This is a genomic window from Cedecea sp., assembly GCF_036500665.1.
Classification (GTDB): Bacteria; Pseudomonadota; Gammaproteobacteria; order Enterobacterales; family Enterobacteriaceae; genus Cedecea.
In genome coordinates, this window is record NZ_DASYBS010000156.1 from 1 (window position 1) to 23,162 (window position 23,162).

The following is a 23,162-nucleotide window of genomic DNA, read 5'->3' on the forward strand; positions in this document are numbered from 1 at the left end:
CCGTGGCTCAGCTGTTTACGGGTTGCTTCGTCCAGATCGGATGCGAACTGAGAGAACGCAGCCAGTTCACGATACTGTGCCAGCGCGGTACGGATACCACCGGACAGTTTCTTGATGATCTTGGTCTGAGCAGCACCACCAACACGAGATACCGAAATACCTGGGTTAACCGCCGGACGAATACCGGAGTTAAACAGGTTGGTTTCCAGGAAGATCTGACCATCGGTAATGGAAATTACGTTGGTCGGAACGAACGCGGAAACGTCACCCGCCTGGGTTTCGATGATCGGCAGAGCGGTCAGTGAGCCGGTTTTACCTTTAACTTCACCTTTGGTGAAAGCTTCCACGTATTCCGCGTTAACGCGGGATGCGCGCTCCAGCAGACGGGAGTGGAGGTAGAACACGTCGCCTGGGAATGCTTCACGGCCTGGTGGACGACGAAGCAGCAGGGAAACCTGACGATAAGCAACAGCCTGTTTAGACAGGTCATCGTATACGATCAGCGCATCTTCACCGCGGTCGCGGAAGTATTCGCCCATTGCGCAACCGGCATATGGCGCCAGGTATTGCAGTGCAGCGGATTCGGACGCCGTCGCCACAACAACGATAGTGTTGGACAGTGCACCGTGCTCTTCCAGTTTACGAACCACGTTAGAAATGGTGGACGCTTTCTGGCCGATAGCCACGTACACACATTTGATGCCGGAGTCACGCTGGTTGATGATGGCATCGATTGCCATCGCGGTTTTACCGGTCTGACGGTCACCGATGATAAGCTCACGCTGGCCACGGCCGATTGGAATCATCGCATCGACGGATTTATAACCGGTCTGAACCGGCTGGTCGACGGACTGACGTTCGATTACGCCCGGTGCGATAACTTCGATTGGCGAGAAGCCATCGTTATCAACCGGACCTTTACCGTCGATTGGCGCACCCAGGGTGTTCACCACGCGGCCCAGCAGGCCACGGCCGACCGGCACTTCCAGAATACGGCCAGTACACTTAACTTTCATGCCTTCGGCAAGGTCAGCGTATGGACCCATAACGACAGCACCTACGGAGTCGCGCTCCAGGTTCAGTGCGATAGCGTAACGGTTTCCCGGCAGGGAAATCATCTCACCCTGCATACAATCGGCCAGGCCGTGAACGCGGATAATACCGTCACTTACAGAAACAATTGTACCTTCGTTGTGAGCTTCACTCACAACATTGAACTGAGCAATGCGCTGCTTGATCAGTTCGCTGATTTCGGTGGAATTCAGTTGCATGCTCCAGTCCCCTTAAGACTGCAAGACGTCTGCAAGGCGTTCAAGACGGCCGCGTACGCTACCGTCAATGACCATATCACCCGACTGGATGATAACGCCCGCCATAACAGACTTATCGATTTTGCAATTCAGCTTAACTTTGCGTGACAGACGTTTTTCCATTGCGGTCGTGATGTTCGCGAGTTGCTCATTACTCAGTTCAGCAGCAGAAGTTACCTGAACCTCTGCAATCGCTTCACTCAGCGCGCGTAAATGCGCAAACTGCTCGAGAACATCCGGGAGCGCTTTTAAACGACCATTATCAGCCATCACCTTAATCAGGTTCTGGCCGTTGGCGTCCAGCTGCTCGCCGCAAATGGCGATGAACGAATCTGCGAGCGTCTCGGGTGCCAGTGCACCGGAAAGAAGCTCTTCCATTTGTTCGTTTTTCGTTACCTCGGCAGCAAACGCCAGCATGTTCTGCCAGCGGTCTACGCTCTGGTGTTCGACGGCAAAGTCAAAAGCTGCTTTGGCGTAGGGGCGAGCTACAGTAACAAATTCAGACATCAGCCCCTCCCTCCTTACAGTTCAGCGACCAGTTTATCGACGATGTCGCTGTTAGCAGCTTCATCTACGGAACGTTCGATTATCTTCTCGGCACCGGCAATTGCCAGCAGAGCGACCTGCTTACGCAGCTCTTCACGAGCGCGTTTACGCTCAGCGTCGATTTCTGCCTGAGCCTGTAACACGATTTTATTACGTTCCTGCTCTGCCTCAGTTTTCGCTTCATCAAGGATCTGGGCACGGCGTTTGTTCGCCTGCTCAATGATCACCTGAGCTTCCGCTTTGGCTTTTTTCAGCTGGTCGGTCGCGTTGGCCTGTGCAAGGTCAAGGTCCTTGTGAGCACGTTCAGCAGAAGCAAGACCGTCAGCAATTTCTTTTTGACGTTTCTCGATGGCTGCCATTAATGGCGGCCATACATACTTCATGCAGAACAGAACAAACAGGACAAACGCGATGGCCTGGCCGAGGATTGTTGCGTTAATGTTCACAGCACAATGCCTCTTTGTTAGTTAACGTTCTGATATTACTAGATGACTCAAACATCGCTCACTAAGCGACGGCGAACATCACGTACAGACCCAGACCAACAGCGATCATTGGGATTGCATCCACCAGACCCATTACGATAAAGAACTGAGTACGCAGCAGTGGAATCAGATCTGGTTGGCGTGCAGCGCCTTCCAGGAATTTGCCCCCGAGGATGCCGATACCGATCGCAGCACCGATTGCCGCCAGACCCATCATCACAGCGGCAGCCATGTACAGCAGATCCATATTCAGGTTTTCCATGACAGTCTCCAAGTTTGTTTCAGTTAAACGCAGTAGTGGTAAGTAAATTAATGTTCTTCAGACGCCATCGACAGATAGACGATCGTCAGAACCATGAAGATGAAGGCTTGCAGCGTAATAATCAGGATGTGGAAAATGGCCCAAGGCACATTCAGAATCCACTGTGACCACCACGGCAGCAGGCCAGCAATCAGAATGAAAATCAGCTCACCGGCATACATGTTGCCGAAAAGTCGCAGACCCAGTGATACAGGTTTGGACAGCAGGCTTACCCCTTCAAGGATTAAGTTGAACGGAATAAATGCCCAGTGATTGAACGGCTGCAGCGTCAGCTCTTTCGTGAAGCCGCTAATGCCTTTCATTTTGATGCTGTAGAACAGAATGAGGACAAACACGCCCAGCGCCATAGAGAGGGTGATATTCACGTCTGCAGACGGCACCACACGCAGGGCAGGCAGGCCAAAGAAGTGCTCACCAATGTATGGCAGCAAATCGATAGGCAACAGGTCCATCACGTTCATCAGGAAGACCCAGACGAAAATCGTCAGAGCCAGTGGAGCGATAACCTTGCTTTTGCCATGGTACATGTCTTTCACGCTGCCATGTACAAAGCCAATAATCAGCTCTACAAAAGTCTGGAATTTACCCGGGACGCCGCTGGTTGCGGTTTTCGCTACTTTACGGAACAACACCAGGAACACCAGACCCAGAAATACTGAGAAGAACATGGAGTCGATGTTGAGCGTCCAGAAGGTAGCCGGGGGGTTATGCGGATCCACCAGCGAGAAAGTACGCAGGTCCAGCTGAAGGTTATTCAGGTGGTGACCTATATACTCCTGCGGTGTAGAGATTTCTCCTGCAGACATGATGCCTCTTACCCTTTGTTGTTAATTACAGCTGGTGCGAGTATCTGCACAACCAGCACCGAAACCCACGTCACTATTAGCGGCAATACCACCGCCTTAAAGTACGCCAGCGCCACCACCAGAATGATAAAGGTCGCAATCACCTTCAGCACTTCGCCGAAGGCGAATGTCCAGGCCACACGGCCTTTTGAGGGTGTATGCGCCTGATGGCGCCAGGCAAAAATCATAAACAGCACGTTTGGCAGCCAAACCGCCATGCCCCCGCCGATGGCGGAAGCGCCCCAAGCGGGACCTTTAAGGCAAAACAGCAGTCCAATTGCTACGACAGCCAGAAGTTGGATGAACAGAAGCTTACGAGCCACGTTCTTACTCACGAGCGACACAGACATGATGTTTCCTACTCCTGCTCCCTATGAGGTATGTCGCGTGTCGTATAAAACTGTCTTTGCGACGCTGAGTCAAGCCTCAAAAAGCGAGCAAATTATACGGTGCGGCCCAGTGATTTCAAACAATAAGTAGCGAAAAGGTGAACAAATGTTTAATTAATTTTCTGCACGGCCATTTTCTGACTTTTGGTGAATCGCATCGGCTTCCTCAAAAAGTGCAAATAAGCCGAAATCCCGGACAACAAAGCGTGCACACGATCACAAATTAGACATCTTATCGTCAGGCGTTATTTTGTAGCCTAAGAAGGCACCAATTGCAGATGACTGATAATTAAGCTGATTAATGTGCACTCTGTTTAAAACACGCTGAAACATCATTAAAACCTTTCATTGACATTCCAGTTAAACTTTTAACATCTGAAGCAGGCCGTTTTTCGGCATAATTTTAGTCGGATGATATTTTCAAATAAAACTATTACCCGGGTAATTAAACGCCGCGAGGTTAAAAGCAGGATAATTCCGAGTTAAAATTTAGTTAAATGTAACCAACCATTTCATCGGCAACCCCGTCGCTTTTTAACCTCAGTGAAACATTTCAATCGCGCCGTTTTTTGATAAATATTAAGTTTTGTTTGCCTTAATCAGCACCAAATGCCTCTCCCCTTCCAGGCTCGGCACGTCGAGTTTGACGATATCTTCAACAGCGAATCCGACAGGCAGGGCGGCGATCTCTTCATCCGGACGTACCCCTTTCAGCGCATAGAACCGCCCCTGTTCCATAGGCAGATGGTGACACCAGTTCACCATGTCGCTTAGCGAGGCAAAAGCACGGCTGATGACGCCGTCAAACGGCGGCTCTGCCGGGAAATCTTCTACCCGGCTTTGGACCGGCGTGATGTTCTCAAGCTTCAGTTCGTGCTGCACCTGGCGCAGAAACCGTACGCGCTTGCCGAGGCTGTCCAGCAGGGTAAAGTGCGAGTCCGGACGCACAATGGCCAGCGGGATGCCCGGAAGACCAGGGCCTGTGCCCACGTCGATAAACCGGCTTCCCTGTAAATGCGGTTCAACCACAATGCTGTCAAGAATATGGCGCACCAGCATTTCATCAGGATTACGCACGGAAGTGAGGTTGTAGGCCTTGTTCCATTTGTCGAGCAGCGAAACATAGCCCACCAGCTGCTGCTGCTGGTTTTCAGGTAAGGTGATGCCCGCTTCTTTCAGCAGGCGAGATAATTTAGTCAGCACGTCGTAAACCCATCAAAAAAAGAGGCCAGGAATGCCTGGCCTGCTCGTTTAAAAGTCCTGAAATTGGGTCGCATAAAAACAAAAAATTCTGTTTCTGGTCTACCCCAAACAGGCGAAAACCACGTTTTCGGCCGTTTGTCATCAGTCAGAGGCCAGGATTGCCTGGCCTGTTGTCGTCTGTTTTTAGGCGCTGCGTCGCAGCAGCCCTTGTTTTTTTAGCCAGACAAGCAAAATAGAGATTGCCGCAGGGGTAATACCTGAAATGCGCGATGCCTGACCAATAGAAACCGGTTTGTGATCGTTGAGCTTGGCGATCACCTCGTTAGACAGCCCGCTCACCTGGCTATAGTCGAGCGTTGCTGGCAGCACAGTATTCTCATTGCGCTGCTGTTTTTCAATCTCATCCTGCTGACGCGCAATGTAGCCTTCGTATTTAACCTGGATCTCAACCTGCTCGGCGGCCTGAGGATCTTCCAGCCCGGGTGCAAAAGTGGACAGCTGCATCATCGAAGCATAGGTCATTTCCGGCCGGCGCAGCAGATCTTCGCCGTTGGCTTCTTTCGAAAGCGGTGCGCTAAGTTGAGCATTCACTTCTTCCACCTGCTCAGAGTGCGGATGCAGCCAGATGTCTTTCAGGCGCTGACGTTCACGCTCGATCATCTCAAGCTTGTCGTTAAAGCGAGCCCAGCGAGCATCGTCCACCAGGCCCAGTTCACGACCCGCCGCGGTCAAACGCAGATCGGCGTTGTCTTCACGCAGCATCAGGCGGTATTCGGCACGAGAGGTAAACATGCGGTACGGTTCTTTGGTACCCAGCGTACACAGATCGTCCACCAGCACGCCAAGGTATGCCTGGTCGCGACGTGGTGCCCACCCCTCTTTCTCAGCTGAGAAGCGGGCGGCGTTAAGACCGGCAAGCAGGCCTTGAGCAGCCGCTTCTTCGTAACCGGTAGTGCCGTTAATCTGGCCAGCAAAGAACAGACCCTGAATGAATTTACTTTCAAGCGTCGGTTTCAGATCTCGCGGATCGAAGAAGTCATACTCAATAGCGTAGCCTGGACGAACGATCTTCGCATTCTCCATCCCCTTCATAGAACGGACTATTTGCATCTGAACGTCGAACGGCAGGCTGGTGGAGATCCCGTTAGGGTAAATTTCGTTGCTGGTCAGGCCTTCTGGCTCGAGGAAGATTTGGTGCGCGTTACGATCGGCGAAACGCATCACTTTGTCTTCGATAGAAGGGCAGTAGCGAGGACCAATACCTTCGATAATCCCCGCATACATAGGGCTGCGGTCGAGGTTATTGCGAATAACCTCATGGGTCTGCTCGTTGGTATGGGTGATGTAGCAAGGTACCTGCTCTGGGTGCTGGTTCACGTTCCCCATGAACGAGAAGACCGGCATTGGGTTATCCCCATGCTGTGGAGCAAGTACGCTGAAATCTATGGTGCGAGCGTCAATACGCGGAGGCGTACCTGTTTTCAGGCGGCTTACACGCAGAGGCAGTTCACGTAAGCGACGTGATAGCGGGATCGACGGAGGATCGCCTGCCCGGCCACCGCTGTAGTTATCCAACCCGATGTGGATCTTACCGTCCAGGAAGGTCCCTACGGTGAGCACAACCGCTTTTGCACGGAATTTAAGGCCCATCTGGGTCACTGCGCCGACAACGCGATCGTTCTCAACGATAAGATCTTCAACCGCCTGCTGAAAAATCATCAGGTTGGGTTGGTTTTCCAACGCGGTGCGAACGGCCTGGCGGTAAAGCACGCGGTCTGCCTGAGCACGAGTAGCGCGGACTGCCGGGCCTTTGCTGGCGTTTAGTATCCTAAACTGAATGCCTGCATGATCGATCGCGGTTGCCATCAGGCCACCGAGGGCGTCCACTTCCTTAACCAAATGTCCCTTGCCAATACCGCCGATAGCCGGGTTACAGGACATTTGTCCCAGCGTGTCGATATTGTGTGTCAGAAGCAGGGTCTGCTGACCCATACGAGCTGCGGCCATTGCCGCCTCTGTGCCTGCATGACCCCCGCCGATGATGATGACGTCAAAAGGATCTGGATAAAACATGGTAACTGCCTCGGTTTCGCGAATGAGGGTTTGTGACTTCCCGGGCTGGGGATTCTACTCAACTTTAGTCTTTCGAGAAAGCGTCGGGATCTTCGGTAATTAAAAGAAGATCTTTTTTATTTAAAGATCTCTTTATTATGATCTCTTATTAGGATCGACCACCTCTGTGGATAAGCCATTTATCCATTTTAGGATCAATAACCTGGAAAGGATCGTTTGCTGTGTACTTCCGGTGATCCCACACCGTATAAGCTGGGATCAGAATAGGGGTTTATGCACAACTCAAAAAGTGAACAACGGTTGTTATTGGGATAACTACCGCTTAACCCAAGCTTTTAACCAGACTTATCCACAACTGATCGCGTAATCTTTACACTTCAGGGAGTAAATTAATCCATGAACCGACCCAAATTTCGGCCGGATCCTCAGGAATGTCGTGATCGAGGATGTTAATTTTGAGCAAAGATCCTAATCGAGAGGCGCCGCATTCGGTCAGCAGCAGGTCGATCTTCTCTATTGCACCGCAAAAGGTGTCGTATTCACGGCTGCCGATCCCGATCGCACCATAGCTTACGCCGCTCAGATCCGGGCGCTGTTCATTTATAGCGTCATAGAAAGGCTGTAGGTTGTCAGGCAGATCGCCAGCACCGTGCGTAGAGGAGACCACAAGCCAGATACCGCTGGTTTTAAGATCGTCTAAAAGAGGGCCGTGCAGCATTTCGGTGCCATGCCCTGCTTCTTCAAGCTTCTCTGCCAGATGTTCTGCTACATATTCGGCACTACCGAGCGTACTGCCGCTAATCAGAGTGATATCAGCCATTGTGTCCCGCCTTTTCAAATCGTCGCGTATTGTACGCTGTGAAAGAGCGGGGATCTACCTGTGGATAATATGGGTATTAAAATTAGGCCTCAGGGGCGAATGGTGCGCATGATCGGGTTCTGCAGCGAGATCAGCGTCTCGGTGGACTGAATTTCATCGATTGTTTGGATCTTGTTGATAAGTACCTGCTGGAGGGCATCAATGGATCGACACATCACTTTTATAAAGATGCTGTAGTGGCCGGTGGTGTAATAGGCCTCGGTCACCTCATCCAGGTTTTCCAGCTTGGTCAGGGCGGAGGGGTAATCTTTCGCGCTCTTTAAAATAATGCCGATAAAGCAGCAGACGTCATAGCCAAGCTGCTTCGGGCTGATATCGATGCGCGCGCCGGTAATAATCCCGGCCTGCTTCATTTTCTCTACGCGAACGTGAATGGTGCCGGGGCTGACGCCAAACTGCTTGGCCAGTTCCGCATAGGCGGTGCGCGCATTAGCCATTAATGCTTCCAGTATCCCGCGATCGAGATTGTCGATCTGATAATTATCCATCACTTTTTCCTATGATAAATGCCGATTCTCCATTTTTTATAGCCTTAAATTCGTCGATTAAAAAGAGGCTGACCTTTTTTATTGTTGATTATTGAATGTGATGTCGATTTTGTTGCTTAATCGATGAAAGAAACAACACAACAAAGAGAAAAGCCATGAAAACCGCCTGGATTGCTAAACAACGTCAGATTAGTTTTGTGAAAACCCATTTCTCCCGTCAGCTGGAAGAGAAGCTTGGCCTGATTGAAGTCCAGGCGCCGATCCTCAGCCGCGTGGGCGATGGTACACAGGACAACCTTTCTGGCAGCGAGAAAGCAGTGCAGGTAAAGGTGAAAACCTTGCCGCAGGCGCAGTTTGAAGTGGTGCATTCACTGGCCAAATGGAAAAGAAAAACGCTAGGCCAGCATGACTTCAGCGCGGGCGAAGGGCTTTACACGCACATGAAAGCCCTTCGCCCCGATGAAGACCGTTTATCCCCTATTCACTCGGTCTATGTTGACCAGTGGGACTGGGAACGCGTGATGGGCGACGGTGAACGTCACACCGGCACGCTAAAACAAACCGTAGAGAGCATCTGGGCGGCGATTAAGGCAACCGAGGCTGAAGTTAGCGAACGGTTTGGTCTGGCCGCCTTCCTGCCGGAGAAAATCCATTTTGTTCATAGCGAAACGCTGCTGCAGCGCTTCCCGGGCCTGGATGCGAAAGGCCGCGAACGCGCTATTGCTAAAGAGCTTGGCGCTGTCTTCTTGATAGGTATCGGCGGCAAGCTGTCGGACGGGAAGCGTCATGACGTTCGCGCCCCGGATTATGATGACTGGTCAACGAGCGGTGAAAGCGGGCTGGCGGGTTTGAACGGCGATATTCTGGTCTGGAACCCGGTACTGGAAGATGCGTTAGAGCTCTCTTCTATGGGGATCCGCGTGGATGCTGAAACCCTGAAGCGCCAGCTGGCGACCACCGGAGATGAAGACAGGCTTCAGCTGGAGTGGCACCAGTCGCTGGTAAAAGGCGAGATGCCGCAAACCATCGGCGGCGGTATCGGCCAGTCACGCCTGACAATGCTGCTGCTGCAGCTGCCGCACATCGGCCAGGTTCAGTGCGGCGTCTGGTCGCCAGAAGTGCAGGATAAGGTTAGCGACCTGCTGTAAGCCTTAACGCCGCCAGCGACGCAGCAGGCGGCTCCTCATCCCGGTGTCAAAGCGCCAGATATGGTCAAAAATGCGCATGATGCCGGGCTTGCCGTGTCCCGACATGGCGACGGCGTGAAAACGGTTCTGATACTGCCGCTGCAGCGCCTTCACGCTGCTGACGACATCATCTGGAAGGCGCTGGGCGATGAAATCTGAAATCACCACGGCATCGGCATCGTGCCAGTCTCCGGTCTGCATTTTTTCCAGGATTGAACGGAAACAGCTGGCCAGATCCGTCCCACCGCTGAAATGCTGGCTTAAAAAGCGGATCGCCTGATCGATACCGTCCCGCCCGCTGACCTCATAGCGCACCACTTCGCTGGAAAACAACATAATAAAGCAGCGTCGGTTATCGGCGAGGGCAATACGCATTAGCGCGAGGCAAAAGGCTTTGGCGCATTGTTCGTTGAACCCGCCCATTGAACCGGAAGTGTCCACGCAGACAATAAATGGCCCGCGAGGCTGCTCGTCAAAATCCTGATGGGCGACCGGACGTTCGATAATTTTTTCACGCCATGAATCACCGTGCAGGCGGTAAGTGAGCAGTTGCTTCTCCACCAGCCTGCGGTAGAACTCAAACTCCAGCTCGGTAATGCCCAGCGTTGCCAGCTCCGGTGGCAACAGACGCAGGATATCGTCGCTGCGCTGCAGGCCATCAACCTGTTCAGGGACGGTGGCCGGCTCCCGGACCAGCATACGCCAGGGTTCGGTGGGGGAATCTTTACGCGGCACAGACTTTGCTTCGCGAGAGCGCCCCAGCTGTTCGGCAAGCAGCATCAGCTCCGGCTGGCCGGTGAGAAACTCGCCGTATTGCACAATTAGCTGATAATCGCCGCGCTTCAGGGCGCCGCCGCTCATATCCCACAGCTTGCCGGCCGCCTTGTCGTTTTCCGCCAGCGCCGGGTCCAGCTGCCCGCTGAGCGCCAGCCGCGCCTGAATCTCCGCCAGCAGCTTGTCGCGCTCGTCTTCTAACAGCTGTTGGTTAAGCGACGTGGCCTGTACAACCAGGCTTAGCCGCCAGCGCTGCAGAAACAGCGTATGCTGCGCCGGGGTGAAGTGCGGGTTCTCGGCCACCAGCGTTTTGGCCTGCTCATAGAACGGCGAGCCGAGTTTGTGCAGCAGCTGAATAATCTCCGGCAACCGGGTAATAAGCTGCCCGGTGCTGAGCAGCTGGCTTTGCTGGTAGCAAAGGACTTCCTGCGCCAGCTCATCCGGGACATGGCCGTCCTTCAGGCGGCCCTTTAGCTGGTCTCGCCAGCGAGGTAAGTCTTCACTAACTGCTTTTTTCAAACGTGGGAATTTTTCGAAAAACACCGCCAGCTGCGGCGCAGCCAGCAGCGTAATAATGATCTCTTCTATTAGTTCACCTTCACCAATAGCCAGGATCATATCCAGCGTTTCAACGCTTATCATTGCCGCGCCTGTTTCAGCTGCGCGGCCACATCCTGCAGGCTGGCTTCAATTTTCCCCAGCCAGTCGCTTTCGATAAACAGGCATTTTTGCTGATCGTTAAAGCGTTCGTGTTGTTGGTGCAGCGCGGCATCAAGATCGTCGAACTGCTTTTTGATCTCGTCGGGCACGCCCTGCTGCTGGTGGCCCGGCAGCGCAAGCCGGGTGGCCTGAAGGCTCACATCGCGAATAGTCAGGTGCAGGCCGTTGTCTACCTCGAGGTTAAGCAGCTGCGCAAAGCCAATCCCGTTCAGCTTGCCGCGGATCTCGCCTCCTTTATTAAGCCACTGAGCCAGCGCTTCGCGCGCAAGGGTGATATGGATAACCTCTATGTCGTGCAGCTTCAGCGGTTTTTGCAGTAAAAGCGTCAGCGTTTCGCCGGTTAACTCATCCGGCAGCTGGTACTGAGGTTTGCGGCTGAACATGCCGGTCTGCTTGAGCACGGTAAAGGCGTCCCGGTCGCTACTTTGTTGCTGAAGTTGAAGGCGGCGCTGCACGATGGCGCTGAGTTTGCTGAGAATGGCCTGCTGCTGCCACGCGTGCCCGGTCATCAAAACTTCAATCTGCTGCTGCATTAAATTCATCGTCGCCGTGTCGTGCCACAGGCAGTCTCTCAGCAGGATAAGATCGATAGGCGCCACGGTATCCCGGCCGTTAAAGAAGGCGCTGGCCTGCAGCAGGCGAATGGCTTTTTTCCAGCGGCGGTCTGAGACATAAGGCGCGCCGGGCGTAGCCTCAAGCTGCTGCCTCAGAGTGAAAATCAGCTCAAAGACTTCATCCGGCAGCGCGATGCCGCCAATTTGCTGCTGCCAGCTGAAATATTCCTCATCGGTAACCTGCAGGCTTTCGGTGACCGGATTGAAATTCTCGTCATGCTGGCTGATGAGCATTGAGCGGAAATTGCCTTTGTCCTGCACCTTGTCGAGCCACAGACGAATCAGCATGCGATCATAAAGCGCTTCCAGGCTGCTGTCCGCTTCGGGCAGTTCGTTAGACGCGGCCACCAGCAGGCGCATCGGGATTTTTTCTTCACTGGCGCCGTTGCGGAAGCGGCGTTCGTTAATGGCGGTCAGTAAGGTATTTAAAATCGCCGGACCGGCCTTCCAGATTTCGTCCAGAAACACGATTTCGGCTTCCGGCAGATAGCCTGCGGTCAGGCGCTCGTAGCGTCCTTCATCTTTCAGGGCCTGAATAGAAAGCGGGCCAAAAACTTCTTCTGGCGTTGAGAAGCGAGTCATTAGATATTCAAAGGCGCGCGCTTCGCGAAAGGCGAATTTCAGGCGGCGAGCGATCAGGCTTTTCGCTATCCCGGGAGGGCCAAGTAAAAAGACGCTCTCGCCGCTGAGCGCCGCCAGCAAACAAAGGCGAACGGCGTGCTGACGCTCAAAAAGTCCTTTTTCCAGCGCCTGGCTGAGACGAGAAATTCTTTCAGCCAGCAAATGTGATTGAGCCATAATTAGCTTTGCATCCTTACGCGGTTAACCCTGTGGAGAAACGCGAGTATAGCGTTTATTTTTAGCCAGTTAATGTGCTGATTATGCCGCATGTATCGTTTGAGCTGAGATAAGACAAATGCATTTAGGGGTACGATTTACACAATTATCGTGCATACTGTGCGCCGTTTTGTGGGCCAAGGGACTAAGCACACGTTTTCGGGATTCCAACAAAAGATTAGTCTATGAGCGCTGATAATAAACAATCGTTGCCCGCTGTTACGCTGGCTGCTATCGGGGTTGTGTACGGTGATATTGGTACCAGCCCGCTTTATACCCTTCGTGAATGCCTGTCCGGGCAGTTTGGGTTTGGCGTTGAACGCGACGCCGTGTTTGGTTTTTTGTCGTTAATTTTTTGGCTGTTGGTTCTGGTCGTCTCCATTAAATACCTCACCTTTGTGATGCGTGCGGATAATGCCGGGGAAGGCGGGATCTTAACGCTGATGTCTCTGGCCGGGCGCAATACGACGGCCCGCATGACCTCGGTGCTGGTAATCATGGGGTTGATTGGCGGCAGCTTCTTCTACGGCGAGGTGGTTATCACGCCGGCGATATCGGTGATGTCGGCCATAGAAGGCCTGGAGATAGCCGCGCCGCAGCTGGACCAATACATCGTCCCTCTCTCTATTATTGTTCTGACGCTGCTGTTTATGATTCAGAAGCACGGCACCGGGATGGTGGGCAAGCTGTTTGCTCCGGTGATGCTGCTGTGGTTCCTGACGCTCGCCGTCCTGGGCGCGCGCAGTATTATCGGCAACCCGGAAGTCCTGCAGGCGCTTAACCCTGCCTGGGCGGTGAATTTCTTCGTGCAGTATAAAACGGTGTCGTTCGTTGCTCTCGGTGCGGTGGTGCTGGCGATAACCGGCGTTGAAGCGCTGTATGCCGATATGGGGCACTTCGGTAAGCTCCCGATTCGCATCGCATGGTTTATTGCGGTTCTGCCTTCTCTGGTCCTTAACTATTTTGGCCAGGGCGCGCTGCTGCTGAATAACCCGGAAGCGATTAAAAACCCGTTCTTCCTGCTGGCGCCTGACTGGGCGCTGATCCCGCTGCTGATTCTGGCGACGCTGGCCACGGTTATCGCCTCTCAGGCCGTTATTTCCGGCGTCTTCTCGCTGACGCGTCAGGCGGTTCGTCTGGGCTATCTCTCGCCAATGCGCATCATCCACACCTCGGAAATGGAGTCCGGGCAGATTTACATTCCGGCGATTAACTGGATCCTGTATATCGCCGTGGTTATCGTCATAGTCAGCTTCGAACATTCCAGTAATCTGGCGGCAGCATACGGGATTGCAGTAACCGGCACGATGGTGCTGACCTCGATCCTCTGCTGTACCGTCGCGCGCAAAAACTGGCACTGGAATAAAATTGCCGTGCTCCTGATGTGCGTGGGCTTCCTGTTTATCGACGTGCCGCTGTTCTCGGCTAACCTCGAGAAAATCGTCTCCGGCGGTTGGCTGCCGCTCACGCTGGGCCTCGTCATGTTTACCATCATGACGACGTGGAAGAGCGAGCGCTTCCGCCTGCTGCGCCGCATGCACGAGCACGGTAATTCTCTCGAAGCGATGATTGCTTCCCTCGAGAAGTCGCCGCCGGTTCGCGTCCCGGGCACAGCGGTCTATATGTCCCGCGCTCTGAACGTGATTCCGTTCGCGATGCTGCATAACCTCAAGCACAACAAAGTGCTGCATGAGCGAGTGGTGCTGCTGACCCTGCGTACCGAAGATGCGCCGTACGTTCACAACGTGCGTCGTGTTTCCATTGAGCAGCTGTCGCCAACCTTCTGGCGCGTGGTGGCAAGCTACGGCTGGCGTGAAACACCGAACGTGGAAGAGATTTTCCACCGCTGCGGCCTTGAGGGGCTGAGCTGCCGGATGATGGAAACATCGTTCTTTATGTCGCACGAGTCGCTGATTATCGGCAAGCGTCCGTGGTATCTCCGCCTGCGCGGCAAGCTGTTCCTCGCCCTGCAGCGAAACGCTCTACGTGCGCCTGACCAGTTTGAGATCCCGCCGAACAGGGTTATTGAGCTGGGCACCCAGGTCGAGATTTAAGTTAGCGAATCAGTGCTGGTTTCAGATATCAGGAACGATTCGGCCTGATCCCCTCACCCCGACCCTCTCCCACAGGGAGAGGGTGCAAACACTAAAAACGGTACTCAGGTACCGTTTTGCGTTTATTAGCGAAACGTTTCGATGTTGATCACACTTCTTTAACCTGGTGGTTGTTTAACCGCCATCTCATTTCCTACACTCATTATCAGCGAAACGTTTCGCTAGTGGAGCAGGAAAATGAAGAAAGGTACCGTTCTTAACGCTGATATTTCGGCCGTTATCTCCCGTCTGGGGCACACCGATACGCTGGTGATTGCCGACGCCGGGCTGCCAATTCCGCGCAATACTCAGCGCATCGATCTGGCATTGACTCACGGCGTTCCGGGCTTTATGCAGGTCGTGGACGTGGTAACTCAGGAAATGCAGGTTGAGGCGGCAATCATTGCTTCTGAAATCAAACAACATAATCCCGCGCTTCACGAAACGTTGCTCAGTCACATTGAGCAACTGCAAAAACACCAGGGAAACACCATAACTATTCGTTACATCAGTCATGAGCAGTTCAAGCAGCACACCGCGGATGCACATGCGGTTATTCGCAGCGGGGAGTGTTCCCCGTATGCGAATATCATTCTCTGTGCTGGCGTAACCTTCTGAGGAGGCCAGTATGGAACCTTTACTGCAGCTTAAAGGGATCGATAAATCGTTCCCTGGGGTGAAAGCCCTCTCTGGCGCGGCGCTGAACGTCTATCAGGGTCGTGCCATGGCGCTGGTGGGTGAAAACGGCGCCGGCAAATCCACCATGATGAAAGTCCTGACCGGGATCTACTCCAAAGATGCCGGTTCGCTGCTGTGGCTTGGGAAAGAAACGGCCTTCAGCGGGCCGAAAGCCTCCCAGGAAGCCGGCATCGGGATTATTCACCAGGAACTTAATCTCATCCCGCAGCTTAGCATTGCGGAAAACATCTTCCTTGGCCGCGAGTTTGTCGGGCGTTTTGGCAAAATTGACTGGAAGAAGATGTACCGCGAAGCCGACAAGCTGCTGGCGAAGCTGAATTTACGCTACACCAGCGAGCGCCTGGTAGGCGAGCTGTCGATTGGCGATCAGCAAATGGTCGAGATAGCCAAGGTGCTGAGCTTCGAGTCAAAAGTCATCGTCATGGATGAGCCGACCGATGCGCTGACCGACACCGAAACCGAGTCGCTGTTCCGCGTTATCCGTGAACTGAAGGCTCAGGGCTGCGGCATCGTTTATATCTCCCACCGCATGAAAGAGATCTTTGAAGTCTGCGACGACGTGACCGTTCTGCGCGACGGGCAGTTTATCGCCGAGCGCGAAGTCTCCGTACTCACCGAAGACACGCTTATCGAAATGATGGTTGGCCGCAAGCTTGAAGACCAGTATCCGCATCTGGACAAACAGCCGGGCGACATTCGTCTGCGGGTCGATAACGTTTCCGGCCCCGGCGTGAAAGAGGTTTCTTTCACGCTGCGCAAAGGTGAAATCCTCGGCGTGGCCGGGCTGATGGGCGCCGGACGTACCGAGCTCATGAAAGTGCTGTACGGTGCGCTGCCGAGAACCGGCGGCTATGTGGCGCTGGATGGCCGGGAAGTGGTGACTCGCTCTCCGCAGGACGGGCTGGCAAACGGCATCGTTTACATCTCCGAAGACCGCAAGCGCGATGGCCTGGTACTGGGCATGTCGGTGAAAGAGAACATGTCGCTGACCGCGCTGCGCTATTTCAGCCGCGACGTTGGCAGCCTGAAGCATAAAGATGAGCAGCAGGCGGTGCAGGATTTCATTCGCCTGTTTAACGTCAAAACGCCTTCTATGGAGCAGCCGATTGGCCTGCTGTCCGGCGGTAACCAACAGAAAGTCGCCATCGCGCGCGGCCTGATGACCCGCCCGAAAGTGCTGATCCTCGATGAGCCAACGCGCGGCGTTGACGTTGGGGCGAAAAAAGAAATTTATCAGTTAATTAACCAGTTCAAAGCCGAAGGGTTGAGCATCATTCTGGTGTCGTCCGAGATGCCGGAAGTGCTGGGCATGAGCGACCGCATCATGGTTATCCACGAAGGGCGACTGAGCGGGGAGTTCTCCCGTGAAGACGCTACCCAGGAGGCGCTGATGGCCGCGGCCGTTGGTAAGCTTAATCGAGTGAATCAGGAGTTAGATAAATGAGTACCCAGACCGTGTCCACCCGTCGCTGGTTCACCAAAGCGTGGCTGTTGGAGCAAAAATCGCTGATCGCTCTGCTGGTGCTGATTGCGATTGTCTCGGCCCTGAGCCCGAACTTCTTTACCGTGAATAACCTGTTCAACATCCTGCAGCAAACCTCGGTTAACGCCATTATGGCCGTGGGGATGACGCTGGTCATTCTGACCTCCGGGATCGACCTGTCCGTCGGTTCTCTTCTGGCGCTGACCGGGGCGGTGGCGGCCTCGATTGTAGGATTCGAGGTGAATGCGCTGGTGGCCGTTGCCGCCGCGCTGGCTCTGGGAGCTGCTATTGGCGCCGTGACCGGGGTGATTGTGGCGAAAGGGCGAGTTCAGGCCTTTATCGCCACGCTGGTGATGATGCTGCTGCTGCGTGGGGTGACGCTGGTTTACACCAACGGTAGCCCGATGAATACCGGCTTTTCTGATAATGCCGACCTGTTTGGCTGGTTCGGTATCGGCCGTCCGCTGGGGATCCCGACGCCGGTCTGGATTATGGCTGTTGTCTTCCTGGCCGCATGGTACATGCTGCACCATACCCGCCTGGGACGTTATATCTATGCGCTCGGTGGGAACGAAGCGGCGACGCGCCTGTCCGGGATTAGCGTCAACAAAGTGAAAATCATCGTCTACTCTCTGTGTGGTCTGCTGGCGTCGCTCGCCGGGATTATCGAAGTAGCGCGTCTTTCCTCTGCGCAGCCAACGGCGGGTGCGGGATATGAACTGGATGCTATCGCGGCGGTCGTGCTGGGCGGTACCAGCCTGGCGGGCGGTAAAGGGCGCATTGTCGGTACGCTTATCGGGGCATTGATCCTCGGCTTCCTGAACAACGGTCTGAATTTATTAGGTGTTTCTTCTTATTACCAGATGATCGTCAAAGCGGTGGTTATTTTGCTGGCGGTGCTGGTGGACAATAAAAAGCAGTAAAACCATAACCCTACAGGACATCTGACTATGAACATGAAAAAACTGGCTACCCTGGTTTCCGCTGTCGCCCTGAGCGCCACCGTAAGCGCCAACGCCATGGCTAAAGACACCATCGCGCTGGTGGTTTCCACTCTGAACAACCCGTTCTTCGTGTCGCTTAAAGACGGTGCGCAGAAAGAGGCTGACAAGCTGGGCTACAACCTGGTGGTGCTGGACTCTCAAAACAACCCGGCGAAAGAGCTGGCTAACGTGCAGGACTTAACCGTTCGTGGCACTAAATTAATGCTGATTAACCCAACGGATTCTGATGCGGTAGGGAATGCCGTTAAAATGGCAAACCAGGCTAAAATCCCGGTGATCACCCTTGACCGTATGGCGAACCAGGGCACCGTAGTTAGCCACATCGCTTCTGATAACGTTGCCGGCGGGAAAATGGCCGGTGACTTCATTGCTAAGAAACTGGGTGAAGGCGCGAAAGTCATTGAGCTGCAGGGGATTGCCGGTGCTTCCGCTGCTCGTGAGCGTGGCGAAGGTTTCAAGCAGGCCGTTGCTGCACATAAATTTGACGTGCTGGCCAGCCAGCCGGCTGACTTTGACCGCACTAAAGGTCTGAACGTTATGCAGAACCTGCTGACCGCGCACCCTAACGTCCAGGCGGTGTTTGCCCAGAACGACGAAATGGCACTGGGTGCCCTGCGTGCGCTGCAAACCGCGGGCAAAGCTGATGTGCTGGTCGTCGGTTTTGACGGCACGGCTGACGGCGTGAAAGCGGTAGAAGGCGGCAAGCTGGGCGCAACGGTTGCCCAGATGGCTGACCAGATCGGCGTTATCGGCGTGGAAACCGCTGATAAAGTGCTGAAAGGCGAGAAAGTGGATGCAAAAATCCCGGTTGATTTGAAGCTGATCACCAAATAAGAATCAAAGAAAAGCAGGGCAACGCGCCACTCAGGCATGAGTGGCGCACTCAAACTGGATATCAAGATATGAAAAGCACAGGCAAACTCGTCGTTCTTGGCAGCATTAACGCTGACCATATCCTCAACCTCGAACATTTCCCAACGCCAGGCGAAACCGTTACCGGGCAGGGCTATCAGGTGGCGTTCGGCGGTAAAGGTGCGAACCAGGCCGTGGCGGCGGGGCGCAGTGGGGCTGACATCGCGTTTATTGCCTGTGTGGGCGATGACGATACCGGTGGCCGCGTTTGTAAGCAGCTTGCCAGTGATAACATTGATACTTCGCCAATCAGCACTATTCATGATGAAGCGACGGGCGTCGCGCTGATTTTCGTCAATGGCGCAGGTGAAAACGTTATTGGAATTCACGCTGGCGCTAACGCAGCATTGACCCCCGTGTTGGTTGAAGCGGAACGGCAGAAAATCGCCGAAGCTTCTGCGTTATTAATGCAGCTGGAATCTCCGCTCGAAAGCGTGCTGGCGGCGGCGAAAATTGCCCATCAGCACCAGACTAAAGTGATTCTTAACCCGGCACCGGCCCGTGAACTCTCCGATGAGCTTCTGGCGCTGCTGGATATGATCACCCCGAACGAAACCGAGGCGGAAAAGCTGACCGGCGTGCGCGTTGAGAACGATGAAGATGCCGCCAAAGCCGCAGAAGTGCTTCACGCTAAGGGGATCGACACGGTCATTATTACTCTCGGCAGCCGCGGCGTGTGGCTAAGCGAAAAAGGGCAAGGCAAACGCGTGCCGGGCTTTAAGGTCAAAGCCGTCGATACTATTGCTGCTGGCGATACCTTTAACGGTGCGCTGGTTACCGCGCTGCTGGAAGATAAGCCGATGGAAGACGCCGTGCGATTCGCTCATGCAGCCGCCGCGATTGCCGTAACGCGAAAAGGCGCTCAGCCTTCCGTACCGTGGCGCCAGGAAATTGATGAGTTCCTGCAGCAGCAGAGGTAAGCCATGGCTACCATGAAAGACGTCGCCCGCCTGGCGGGCGTTTCTACTTCTACCGTTTCTCACGTCATTAATAACGATCGCTTCGTGAGCGATGCTATTCGCCAGAAGGTAGAGGAAGCGGTTAAAACCCTGAATTATGCCCCTTCTGCGCTGGCGCGCAGCCTCAAGCTTAATCAAACGCATACCATCGGCATGCTGATCACGGCGAGTAGCAACCCTTTTTACTCCGAGCTGGTTCGCGGCGTTGAACGCAGCTGCTTTGAGCGCGGCTACAGCCTGGTGCTGTGCAATACCGAAGGCGATGAGCACCGTATGAACCGTAATCTGGAAACGTTGCTGCAAAAGCGCGTGGACGGATTGCTGCTGCTGTGCACCGAAACGCACCAGCCGTCGCCGGAGATTATCAACCGCTACCCGACGATCCCGACCGTAATGATGGACTGGGCGCCGTTTGAGGGGCAGAGTGATGTGATTCAGGATAACTCACTGCTTGGCGGGGAAATGGCCACGCAACATCTTATCGATAATGGCTATACCCGAATCGCCTGTATTGCCGGGCCGCAGGACAAAACGCCGGCCAGGCTGCGCCTCGAAGGCTACCGTAAAGCCATGGATCAGGCCGGGCTGGCTATTCTTCCGGGATATGAAATTATCGGCGACTTTGAGTTTCAGGGCGGGTTTAGCGCCATGAGCGAGCTGCTCACGCTGGAGGAAAGGCCGGATGCAGTATTTATGGGCAATGACGCGATGGCCGTGGGCGCTTACCATGCTTTGTATCAGGCCGGCCTCAGCGTGCCGCAGGATATGGCGGTGATTGGCTACGATGATATTGAGCTTGCTCGCTATATGACGCCGCCGCTGACGACTATTCATCAGCCTAAGGATGAGTTGGGAGAGCTGGCCGTGGATGTGCTGATCCATCGGATGGGGCAGCCCGATCTGGCGCAGCAGCGCTTACTGCTGACGCCAGAGCTGGTGGAACGAAGGTCCGTTTAAGACTTGTGACGTTCTTTTATTAAGTTGCGCCCGTCTTTGGGGCGCAGCAGCAGAAATACCGCCGAAGAGACCAGCGTTATCGCACCCATCGTCAAGAGGGTGTAGTGGAACTGCTCGATGGTATTAACGCTCTCAACACCTTCCCATGCACGCAGCACCGCCGCGCTTACCGCAACCCCAAGGCTGATTGACAGCTGCTGCGTCACCGCTAATACGCTGTTGCCGCTGCTGGCGTTCTCATCCGTAAGGTCAGCAAGAGTAATCGTGTTCATGGCCGTAAACTGCGTCGACATCGCCATCCCTAATATAAAGAGAGGAAGGATCAGCAGCCAGACTTCCATTCCCGGTGACTGTAGCGAGAACTGGGCAATAAGCAGGCCGATGACGAGGGTGATACCGACCAGAGTTTTACGATAGCCCAGCCAGCGCAGCACCTGAGTCACCGTCGATTTGGCCAGCAGTGAACCCACTGCCGTAGGTGCCATCATGCAGCCAGCCAGCAGCGCTGAATAACCAAAACCGACCTGCAGCATGAGCGGCATTAAAAAGGGCACGCAGCCGGTACCGAGGCGTGAGGCTATATTGCCGACGATACCAACGGAGAAGGTGCGCGTCTTAAAGAGAGGCAGGGGAATAAGCGGCGTCGGAACGCGGCGAGCATGCCAGACATACGTCAGCAGCAGTAAAATACCGCCCAGGATAACCAACATTCCTATATAGCTGGCAACAATCCGCTCGCCAAATAATTCAACTCCGCTGGAGATCAGCACCAGCCCCGCACCAAAGAGCAGGAAGCCGCTCATATCAAACCCGCGCTTCGGCGTGGTGAAATTGGGCATGTATTTACGGGCATACAGCAGACCCAGGATGCCAATCGGGATATTGATTAAAAAGATCCAGTGCCAGCTTGCCCAGGTCACCAGCACGCCGCCGAGCAGCGGGCCAATAATGGGGCCGACCAGGCCGGGCATGGTGACAAAGTTAAGCACCGGGAGTAATTCGCTGCGCGGATAGGCCCTAAGCAGCGCCAGGCGGGCCACCGGCATCATCATTGCCCCGCCAATTCCCTGAATCACGCGGAAGATGACCAACTGAGTTAGCGACCCGGACATGGCGCAGGCGAAGGAGCCGAGGGTAAACAGGCTAACCGCCAGCATAAATACGCGACGTGTGCCGAAGCGGTCGGCTAACCAACCGCTTACCGGGATAAGCATTGCGACAGTTAAGGTGTAGCTAATAATGGCGGCCTGCATAGCCAACGGTGAGCGATTCAGGCTATGGGCTATTGCCGGGAGCGCGGTGTTAAGAATGGTGGCATCCAGCGCCTGCATAAAGAAAGCCATTGCGGCTATCCACGGCAGGCCGGCCATGCTGCGTGCTGTTTTCGTCATTATTATCCTGAAGGTTAAGTGCGCCTTAGACTACCGATGAGCGACGGGTTCCTTTAATAGCGCCAGGCAGGCATTAAAGGCGGCCTGCTCCTCTCCCTGAGTAATGGCATCAACAATCGCCTGATGCAAATCGAGCTTAATGACTTCGTTATCGGTAATCGCGGTGAAGTAATTGTAATAAATCGACCTGAATAAGTTCGCGAAAGATGTCATGAAAGGGTTACCACTCATTTCATAGATGAGCTCGTGGTAGGCCATATCCACTTCAATCCACCGCTGCCGGTCAAAGGTCTTCTGGAGTTCCGTCATTTGCGCCATTAACTGAGCCAGCCTGGTACGCTGCTGCTCATTGCTATTAATAGCGGCTAACGCGCAGGCCTGAGGCTCCAGGCTATTACGCATAATTAAAAACTCTTCTACTACATGGCTGAAGTTATCTTTGGTCATCCACCAGGCTATCAGTTCCTTATCAAGGAAGTTCCAGTGGTTGCGTGGCATAACGCGCGTCCCAATTCGTGGACGAGGTAAAAGCATGCCTTTAGCGGTTAATGTCTTTACGGCCTCACGAACGGCAGTGCGGCTAACGCCAAATAACTCACCCAGCTCCATCTCGCCCGGCAAAATGCTTCCTGCGGCGTATTCGCCCTTCAGAATTCGCTGGGCTAACTTCTCTGCCAACATATAAGAAAGGTTTTTTTGGGCGGCAAGTTGTTGAGTGGATAAAGACATAACGCAATTCCTTTAGCAGTATTTCTTGCCTTAGTATGCCACCGGCAGTGATTTTGCGGTGATTTATGCAGCAAATATCCTGGATTTGCTGGCTTTCTGCGCGCTGTTGGTGAAAAAGAATGCGGTCAGAAAGTTTTTTCAAATTAGGGGTTGTCAGGCTCTGAGAACTCCCTATAATGCGCCTCCACTGACACGGCGAAGCGGCTTCGAAAGCGGCTTAACAACCCGGTAGTCAGTCAGACGAAAGCGAAAATAAACGCTT

General features: G+C 54.0%; 22 protein-coding genes. 8 read left to right on the plus strand and 14 right to left on the minus strand.

The genetic code is table 11. From position 1 onward, the window contains the following. The 10 genes from atpA to asnC form a co-directional block, all read right to left on the minus strand. A partial coding sequence (gene atpA, locus VGM55_RS24805; protein ID WP_331637045.1) for a F0F1 ATP synthase subunit alpha occupies window positions 1–1,271 on the minus strand: 1,271 nt, incomplete at its 3' end. A 12-nt stretch (window positions 1,272–1,283) separates the two neighbouring features. Beyond that, window positions 1,284–1,817, minus strand: coding sequence for a F0F1 ATP synthase subunit delta (gene atpH, locus VGM55_RS24810; RefSeq protein WP_061273145.1), 534 nt, complete (start codon window positions 1,815–1,817; stop codon window positions 1,284–1,286). 14 nt (window positions 1,818–1,831) lie between these two features. After that, complete coding sequence (atpF, locus tag VGM55_RS24815; protein ID WP_331637046.1) at window positions 1,832–2,302, minus strand: F0F1 ATP synthase subunit B; 471 nt, start codon at window positions 2,300–2,302, stop codon at window positions 1,832–1,834. A 61-nt stretch (window positions 2,303–2,363) separates the two neighbouring features. Next, the gene (atpE, locus tag VGM55_RS24820) at window positions 2,364–2,603 is read right to left on the minus strand and encodes a F0F1 ATP synthase subunit C (RefSeq protein ID WP_000429386.1); all 240 of its coding nucleotides are present in this window, start codon (window positions 2,601–2,603) and stop codon (window positions 2,364–2,366) included. A gap of 47 nt (window positions 2,604–2,650) precedes the next feature. Next, on the minus strand, window positions 2,651–3,469 hold the full coding sequence (atpB, locus tag VGM55_RS24825; protein ID WP_154187294.1) for a F0F1 ATP synthase subunit A: 819 nt from the start codon (window positions 3,467–3,469) through the stop codon (window positions 2,651–2,653). 8 nt (window positions 3,470–3,477) lie between these two features. Next, window positions 3,478–3,858 carry a F0F1 ATP synthase subunit I gene (atpI, locus tag VGM55_RS24830; protein WP_154187293.1) on the minus strand — a complete coding sequence of 127 codons (381 nt, stop codon included), beginning with the start codon at window positions 3,856–3,858 and terminating at the stop codon, window positions 3,478–3,480. 618 nt (window positions 3,859–4,476) lie between these two features. After that, complete coding sequence (gene rsmG, locus VGM55_RS24835; protein WP_331637047.1) at window positions 4,477–5,100, minus strand: 16S rRNA (guanine(527)-N(7))-methyltransferase RsmG; 624 nt, start codon at window positions 5,098–5,100, stop codon at window positions 4,477–4,479. A 183-nt stretch (window positions 5,101–5,283) separates the two neighbouring features. Then, complete coding sequence (mnmG, locus tag VGM55_RS24840; RefSeq protein ID WP_038477305.1) at window positions 5,284–7,173, minus strand: tRNA uridine-5-carboxymethylaminomethyl(34) synthesis enzyme MnmG; 1,890 nt, start codon at window positions 7,171–7,173, stop codon at window positions 5,284–5,286. Window positions 7,174–7,543: 370 nt separating this feature from the next. Next, the gene (gene mioC / locus VGM55_RS24845) at window positions 7,544–7,993 is read right to left on the minus strand and encodes an FMN-binding protein MioC (protein ID WP_038477302.1); all 450 of its coding nucleotides are present in this window, start codon (window positions 7,991–7,993) and stop codon (window positions 7,544–7,546) included. A gap of 89 nt (window positions 7,994–8,082) precedes the next feature. Beyond that, entirely contained in the window at window positions 8,083–8,541 is a 459-nt protein-coding gene (gene asnC, locus VGM55_RS24850) for a transcriptional regulator AsnC (RefSeq protein WP_008457765.1), read from the minus strand. Between the two features lie 155 nt (window positions 8,542–8,696). Here asnC and asnA point away from each other — a divergent pair, with 155 nt between their 5' ends. Continuing rightward, on the plus strand, window positions 8,697–9,689 hold the full coding sequence (gene asnA, locus VGM55_RS24855; protein ID WP_154187292.1) for an aspartate--ammonia ligase: 993 nt from the start codon (window positions 8,697–8,699) through the stop codon (window positions 9,687–9,689). 3 nt (window positions 9,690–9,692) lie between these two features. Here asnA and viaA read toward each other — a convergent pair whose 3' ends face one another. Both viaA and ravA read right to left on the minus strand, forming a co-directional pair. Then, window positions 9,693–11,144: an ATPase RavA stimulator ViaA gene (gene viaA / locus VGM55_RS24860; RefSeq protein ID WP_154187291.1), complete on the minus strand. Its 1,452-nt coding sequence runs from the start codon at window positions 11,142–11,144 to the stop codon at window positions 9,693–9,695. Further along, on the minus strand, window positions 11,141–12,634 hold the full coding sequence (gene ravA, locus VGM55_RS24865; protein ID WP_331637048.1) for an ATPase RavA: 1,494 nt from the start codon (window positions 12,632–12,634) through the stop codon (window positions 11,141–11,143). The genes viaA and ravA overlap by 4 nt, the downstream gene beginning before the upstream one ends. Before the next feature lie 224 nt (window positions 12,635–12,858). On the opposite strand from ravA, the gene kup reads away from it, so the two are divergent. The 7 genes from kup to rbsR all read left to right on the plus strand — a co-directional run bounded on the left by kup (window position 12,859) and on the right by rbsR (window position 20,780). Continuing rightward, window positions 12,859–14,727: a low affinity potassium transporter Kup gene (kup, locus tag VGM55_RS24870; protein ID WP_331637049.1), complete on the plus strand. Its 1,869-nt coding sequence runs from the start codon at window positions 12,859–12,861 to the stop codon at window positions 14,725–14,727. Between the two features lie 237 nt (window positions 14,728–14,964). After that, window positions 14,965–15,384, plus strand: a complete 420-nt coding sequence (gene rbsD / locus VGM55_RS24875) for a D-ribose pyranase (protein ID WP_038477287.1) — start codon at window positions 14,965–14,967, stop codon at window positions 15,382–15,384. Between the two features lie 10 nt (window positions 15,385–15,394). Next, window positions 15,395–16,909, plus strand: coding sequence for a ribose ABC transporter ATP-binding protein RbsA (gene rbsA, locus VGM55_RS24880; protein ID WP_331637050.1), 1,515 nt, complete (start codon window positions 15,395–15,397; stop codon window positions 16,907–16,909). After that, window positions 16,906–17,871, plus strand: a complete 966-nt coding sequence (gene rbsC / locus VGM55_RS24885) for a ribose ABC transporter permease (protein ID WP_061273109.1) — start codon at window positions 16,906–16,908, stop codon at window positions 17,869–17,871. The genes rbsA and rbsC overlap by 4 nt, the downstream gene beginning before the upstream one ends. A gap of 27 nt (window positions 17,872–17,898) precedes the next feature. Further along, window positions 17,899–18,786 carry a ribose ABC transporter substrate-binding protein RbsB gene (gene rbsB, locus VGM55_RS24890; protein ID WP_154187289.1) on the plus strand — a complete coding sequence of 296 codons (888 nt, stop codon included), beginning with the start codon at window positions 17,899–17,901 and terminating at the stop codon, window positions 18,784–18,786. Window positions 18,787–18,854: 68 nt separating this feature from the next. Further along, a complete protein-coding gene (rbsK, locus tag VGM55_RS24895; RefSeq protein WP_331637051.1) occupies window positions 18,855–19,784 on the plus strand; it encodes a ribokinase in 930 nt (309 codons plus the stop codon). A 3-nt stretch (window positions 19,785–19,787) separates the two neighbouring features. Beyond that, a complete protein-coding gene (gene rbsR / locus VGM55_RS24900; protein ID WP_154187287.1) occupies window positions 19,788–20,780 on the plus strand; it encodes a ribose operon transcriptional repressor RbsR in 993 nt (330 codons plus the stop codon). On the opposite strand, the gene mdtD is transcribed toward rbsR, so the two are convergent. After that, entirely contained in the window at window positions 20,777–22,171 is a 1,395-nt protein-coding gene (mdtD, locus tag VGM55_RS24905) for a multidrug transporter subunit MdtD (protein ID WP_154187286.1), read from the minus strand. The two genes, rbsR and mdtD, sit on opposite strands and share 4 nt — an antisense overlap. Before the next feature lie 30 nt (window positions 22,172–22,201). Continuing rightward, window positions 22,202–22,900 carry a FadR/GntR family transcriptional regulator gene (locus tag VGM55_RS24910; RefSeq protein ID WP_154187285.1) on the minus strand — a complete coding sequence of 233 codons (699 nt, stop codon included), beginning with the start codon at window positions 22,898–22,900 and terminating at the stop codon, window positions 22,202–22,204. Window positions 22,901–23,162 lie beyond the last annotated feature (262 nt).

What these genes read in the sequence shown, in the direction of transcription:
- rbsK (WP_331637051.1), top strand. Translation starts at nt 18,855, where the DNA reads ATGAAAAGCACAGGCAAACTCGTCGTTCTTGGCAGCATTAACGCTGAC.
- mnmG (WP_038477305.1), bottom strand. Translation starts at nt 7,173, where the DNA reads ATGTTTTATCCAGATCCTTTTGACGTCATCATCATCGGCGGGGGTCAT.
- rbsR (WP_154187287.1), top strand. Translation starts at nt 19,788, where the DNA reads ATGGCTACCATGAAAGACGTCGCCCGCCTGGCGGGCGTTTCTACTTCT.
- ravA (WP_331637048.1), bottom strand. Translation starts at nt 12,634, where the DNA reads ATGGCTCAATCACATTTGCTGGCTGAAAGAATTTCTCGTCTCAGCCAG.
- mioC (WP_038477302.1), bottom strand. Translation starts at nt 7,993, where the DNA reads ATGGCTGATATCACTCTGATTAGCGGCAGTACGCTCGGTAGTGCCGAA.
- rbsC (WP_061273109.1), top strand. Translation starts at nt 16,906, where the DNA reads ATGAGTACCCAGACCGTGTCCACCCGTCGCTGGTTCACCAAAGCGTGG.
- kup (WP_331637049.1), top strand. Translation starts at nt 12,859, where the DNA reads ATGAGCGCTGATAATAAACAATCGTTGCCCGCTGTTACGCTGGCTGCT.
- rbsB (WP_154187289.1), top strand. Translation starts at nt 17,899, where the DNA reads ATGAACATGAAAAAACTGGCTACCCTGGTTTCCGCTGTCGCCCTGAGC.
- atpE (WP_000429386.1), bottom strand. Translation starts at nt 2,603, where the DNA reads ATGGAAAACCTGAATATGGATCTGCTGTACATGGCTGCCGCTGTGATG.
- VGM55_RS24910 (WP_154187285.1), bottom strand. Translation starts at nt 22,900, where the DNA reads ATGTCTTTATCCACTCAACAACTTGCCGCCCAAAAAAACCTTTCTTAT.
- rbsD (WP_038477287.1), top strand. Translation starts at nt 14,965, where the DNA reads ATGAAGAAAGGTACCGTTCTTAACGCTGATATTTCGGCCGTTATCTCC.
- atpI (WP_154187293.1), bottom strand. Translation starts at nt 3,858, where the DNA reads ATGTCTGTGTCGCTCGTGAGTAAGAACGTGGCTCGTAAGCTTCTGTTC.
- asnC (WP_008457765.1), bottom strand. Translation starts at nt 8,541, where the DNA reads ATGGATAATTATCAGATCGACAATCTCGATCGCGGGATACTGGAAGCA.
- atpH (WP_061273145.1), bottom strand. Translation starts at nt 1,817, where the DNA reads ATGTCTGAATTTGTTACTGTAGCTCGCCCCTACGCCAAAGCAGCTTTT.
- mdtD (WP_154187286.1), bottom strand. Translation starts at nt 22,171, where the DNA reads ATGACGAAAACAGCACGCAGCATGGCCGGCCTGCCGTGGATAGCCGCA.
- rbsA (WP_331637050.1), top strand. Translation starts at nt 15,395, where the DNA reads ATGGAACCTTTACTGCAGCTTAAAGGGATCGATAAATCGTTCCCTGGG.
- atpB (WP_154187294.1), bottom strand. Translation starts at nt 3,469, where the DNA reads ATGTCTGCAGGAGAAATCTCTACACCGCAGGAGTATATAGGTCACCAC.
- viaA (WP_154187291.1), bottom strand. Translation starts at nt 11,144, where the DNA reads ATGATAAGCGTTGAAACGCTGGATATGATCCTGGCTATTGGTGAAGGT.
- asnA (WP_154187292.1), top strand. Translation starts at nt 8,697, where the DNA reads ATGAAAACCGCCTGGATTGCTAAACAACGTCAGATTAGTTTTGTGAAA.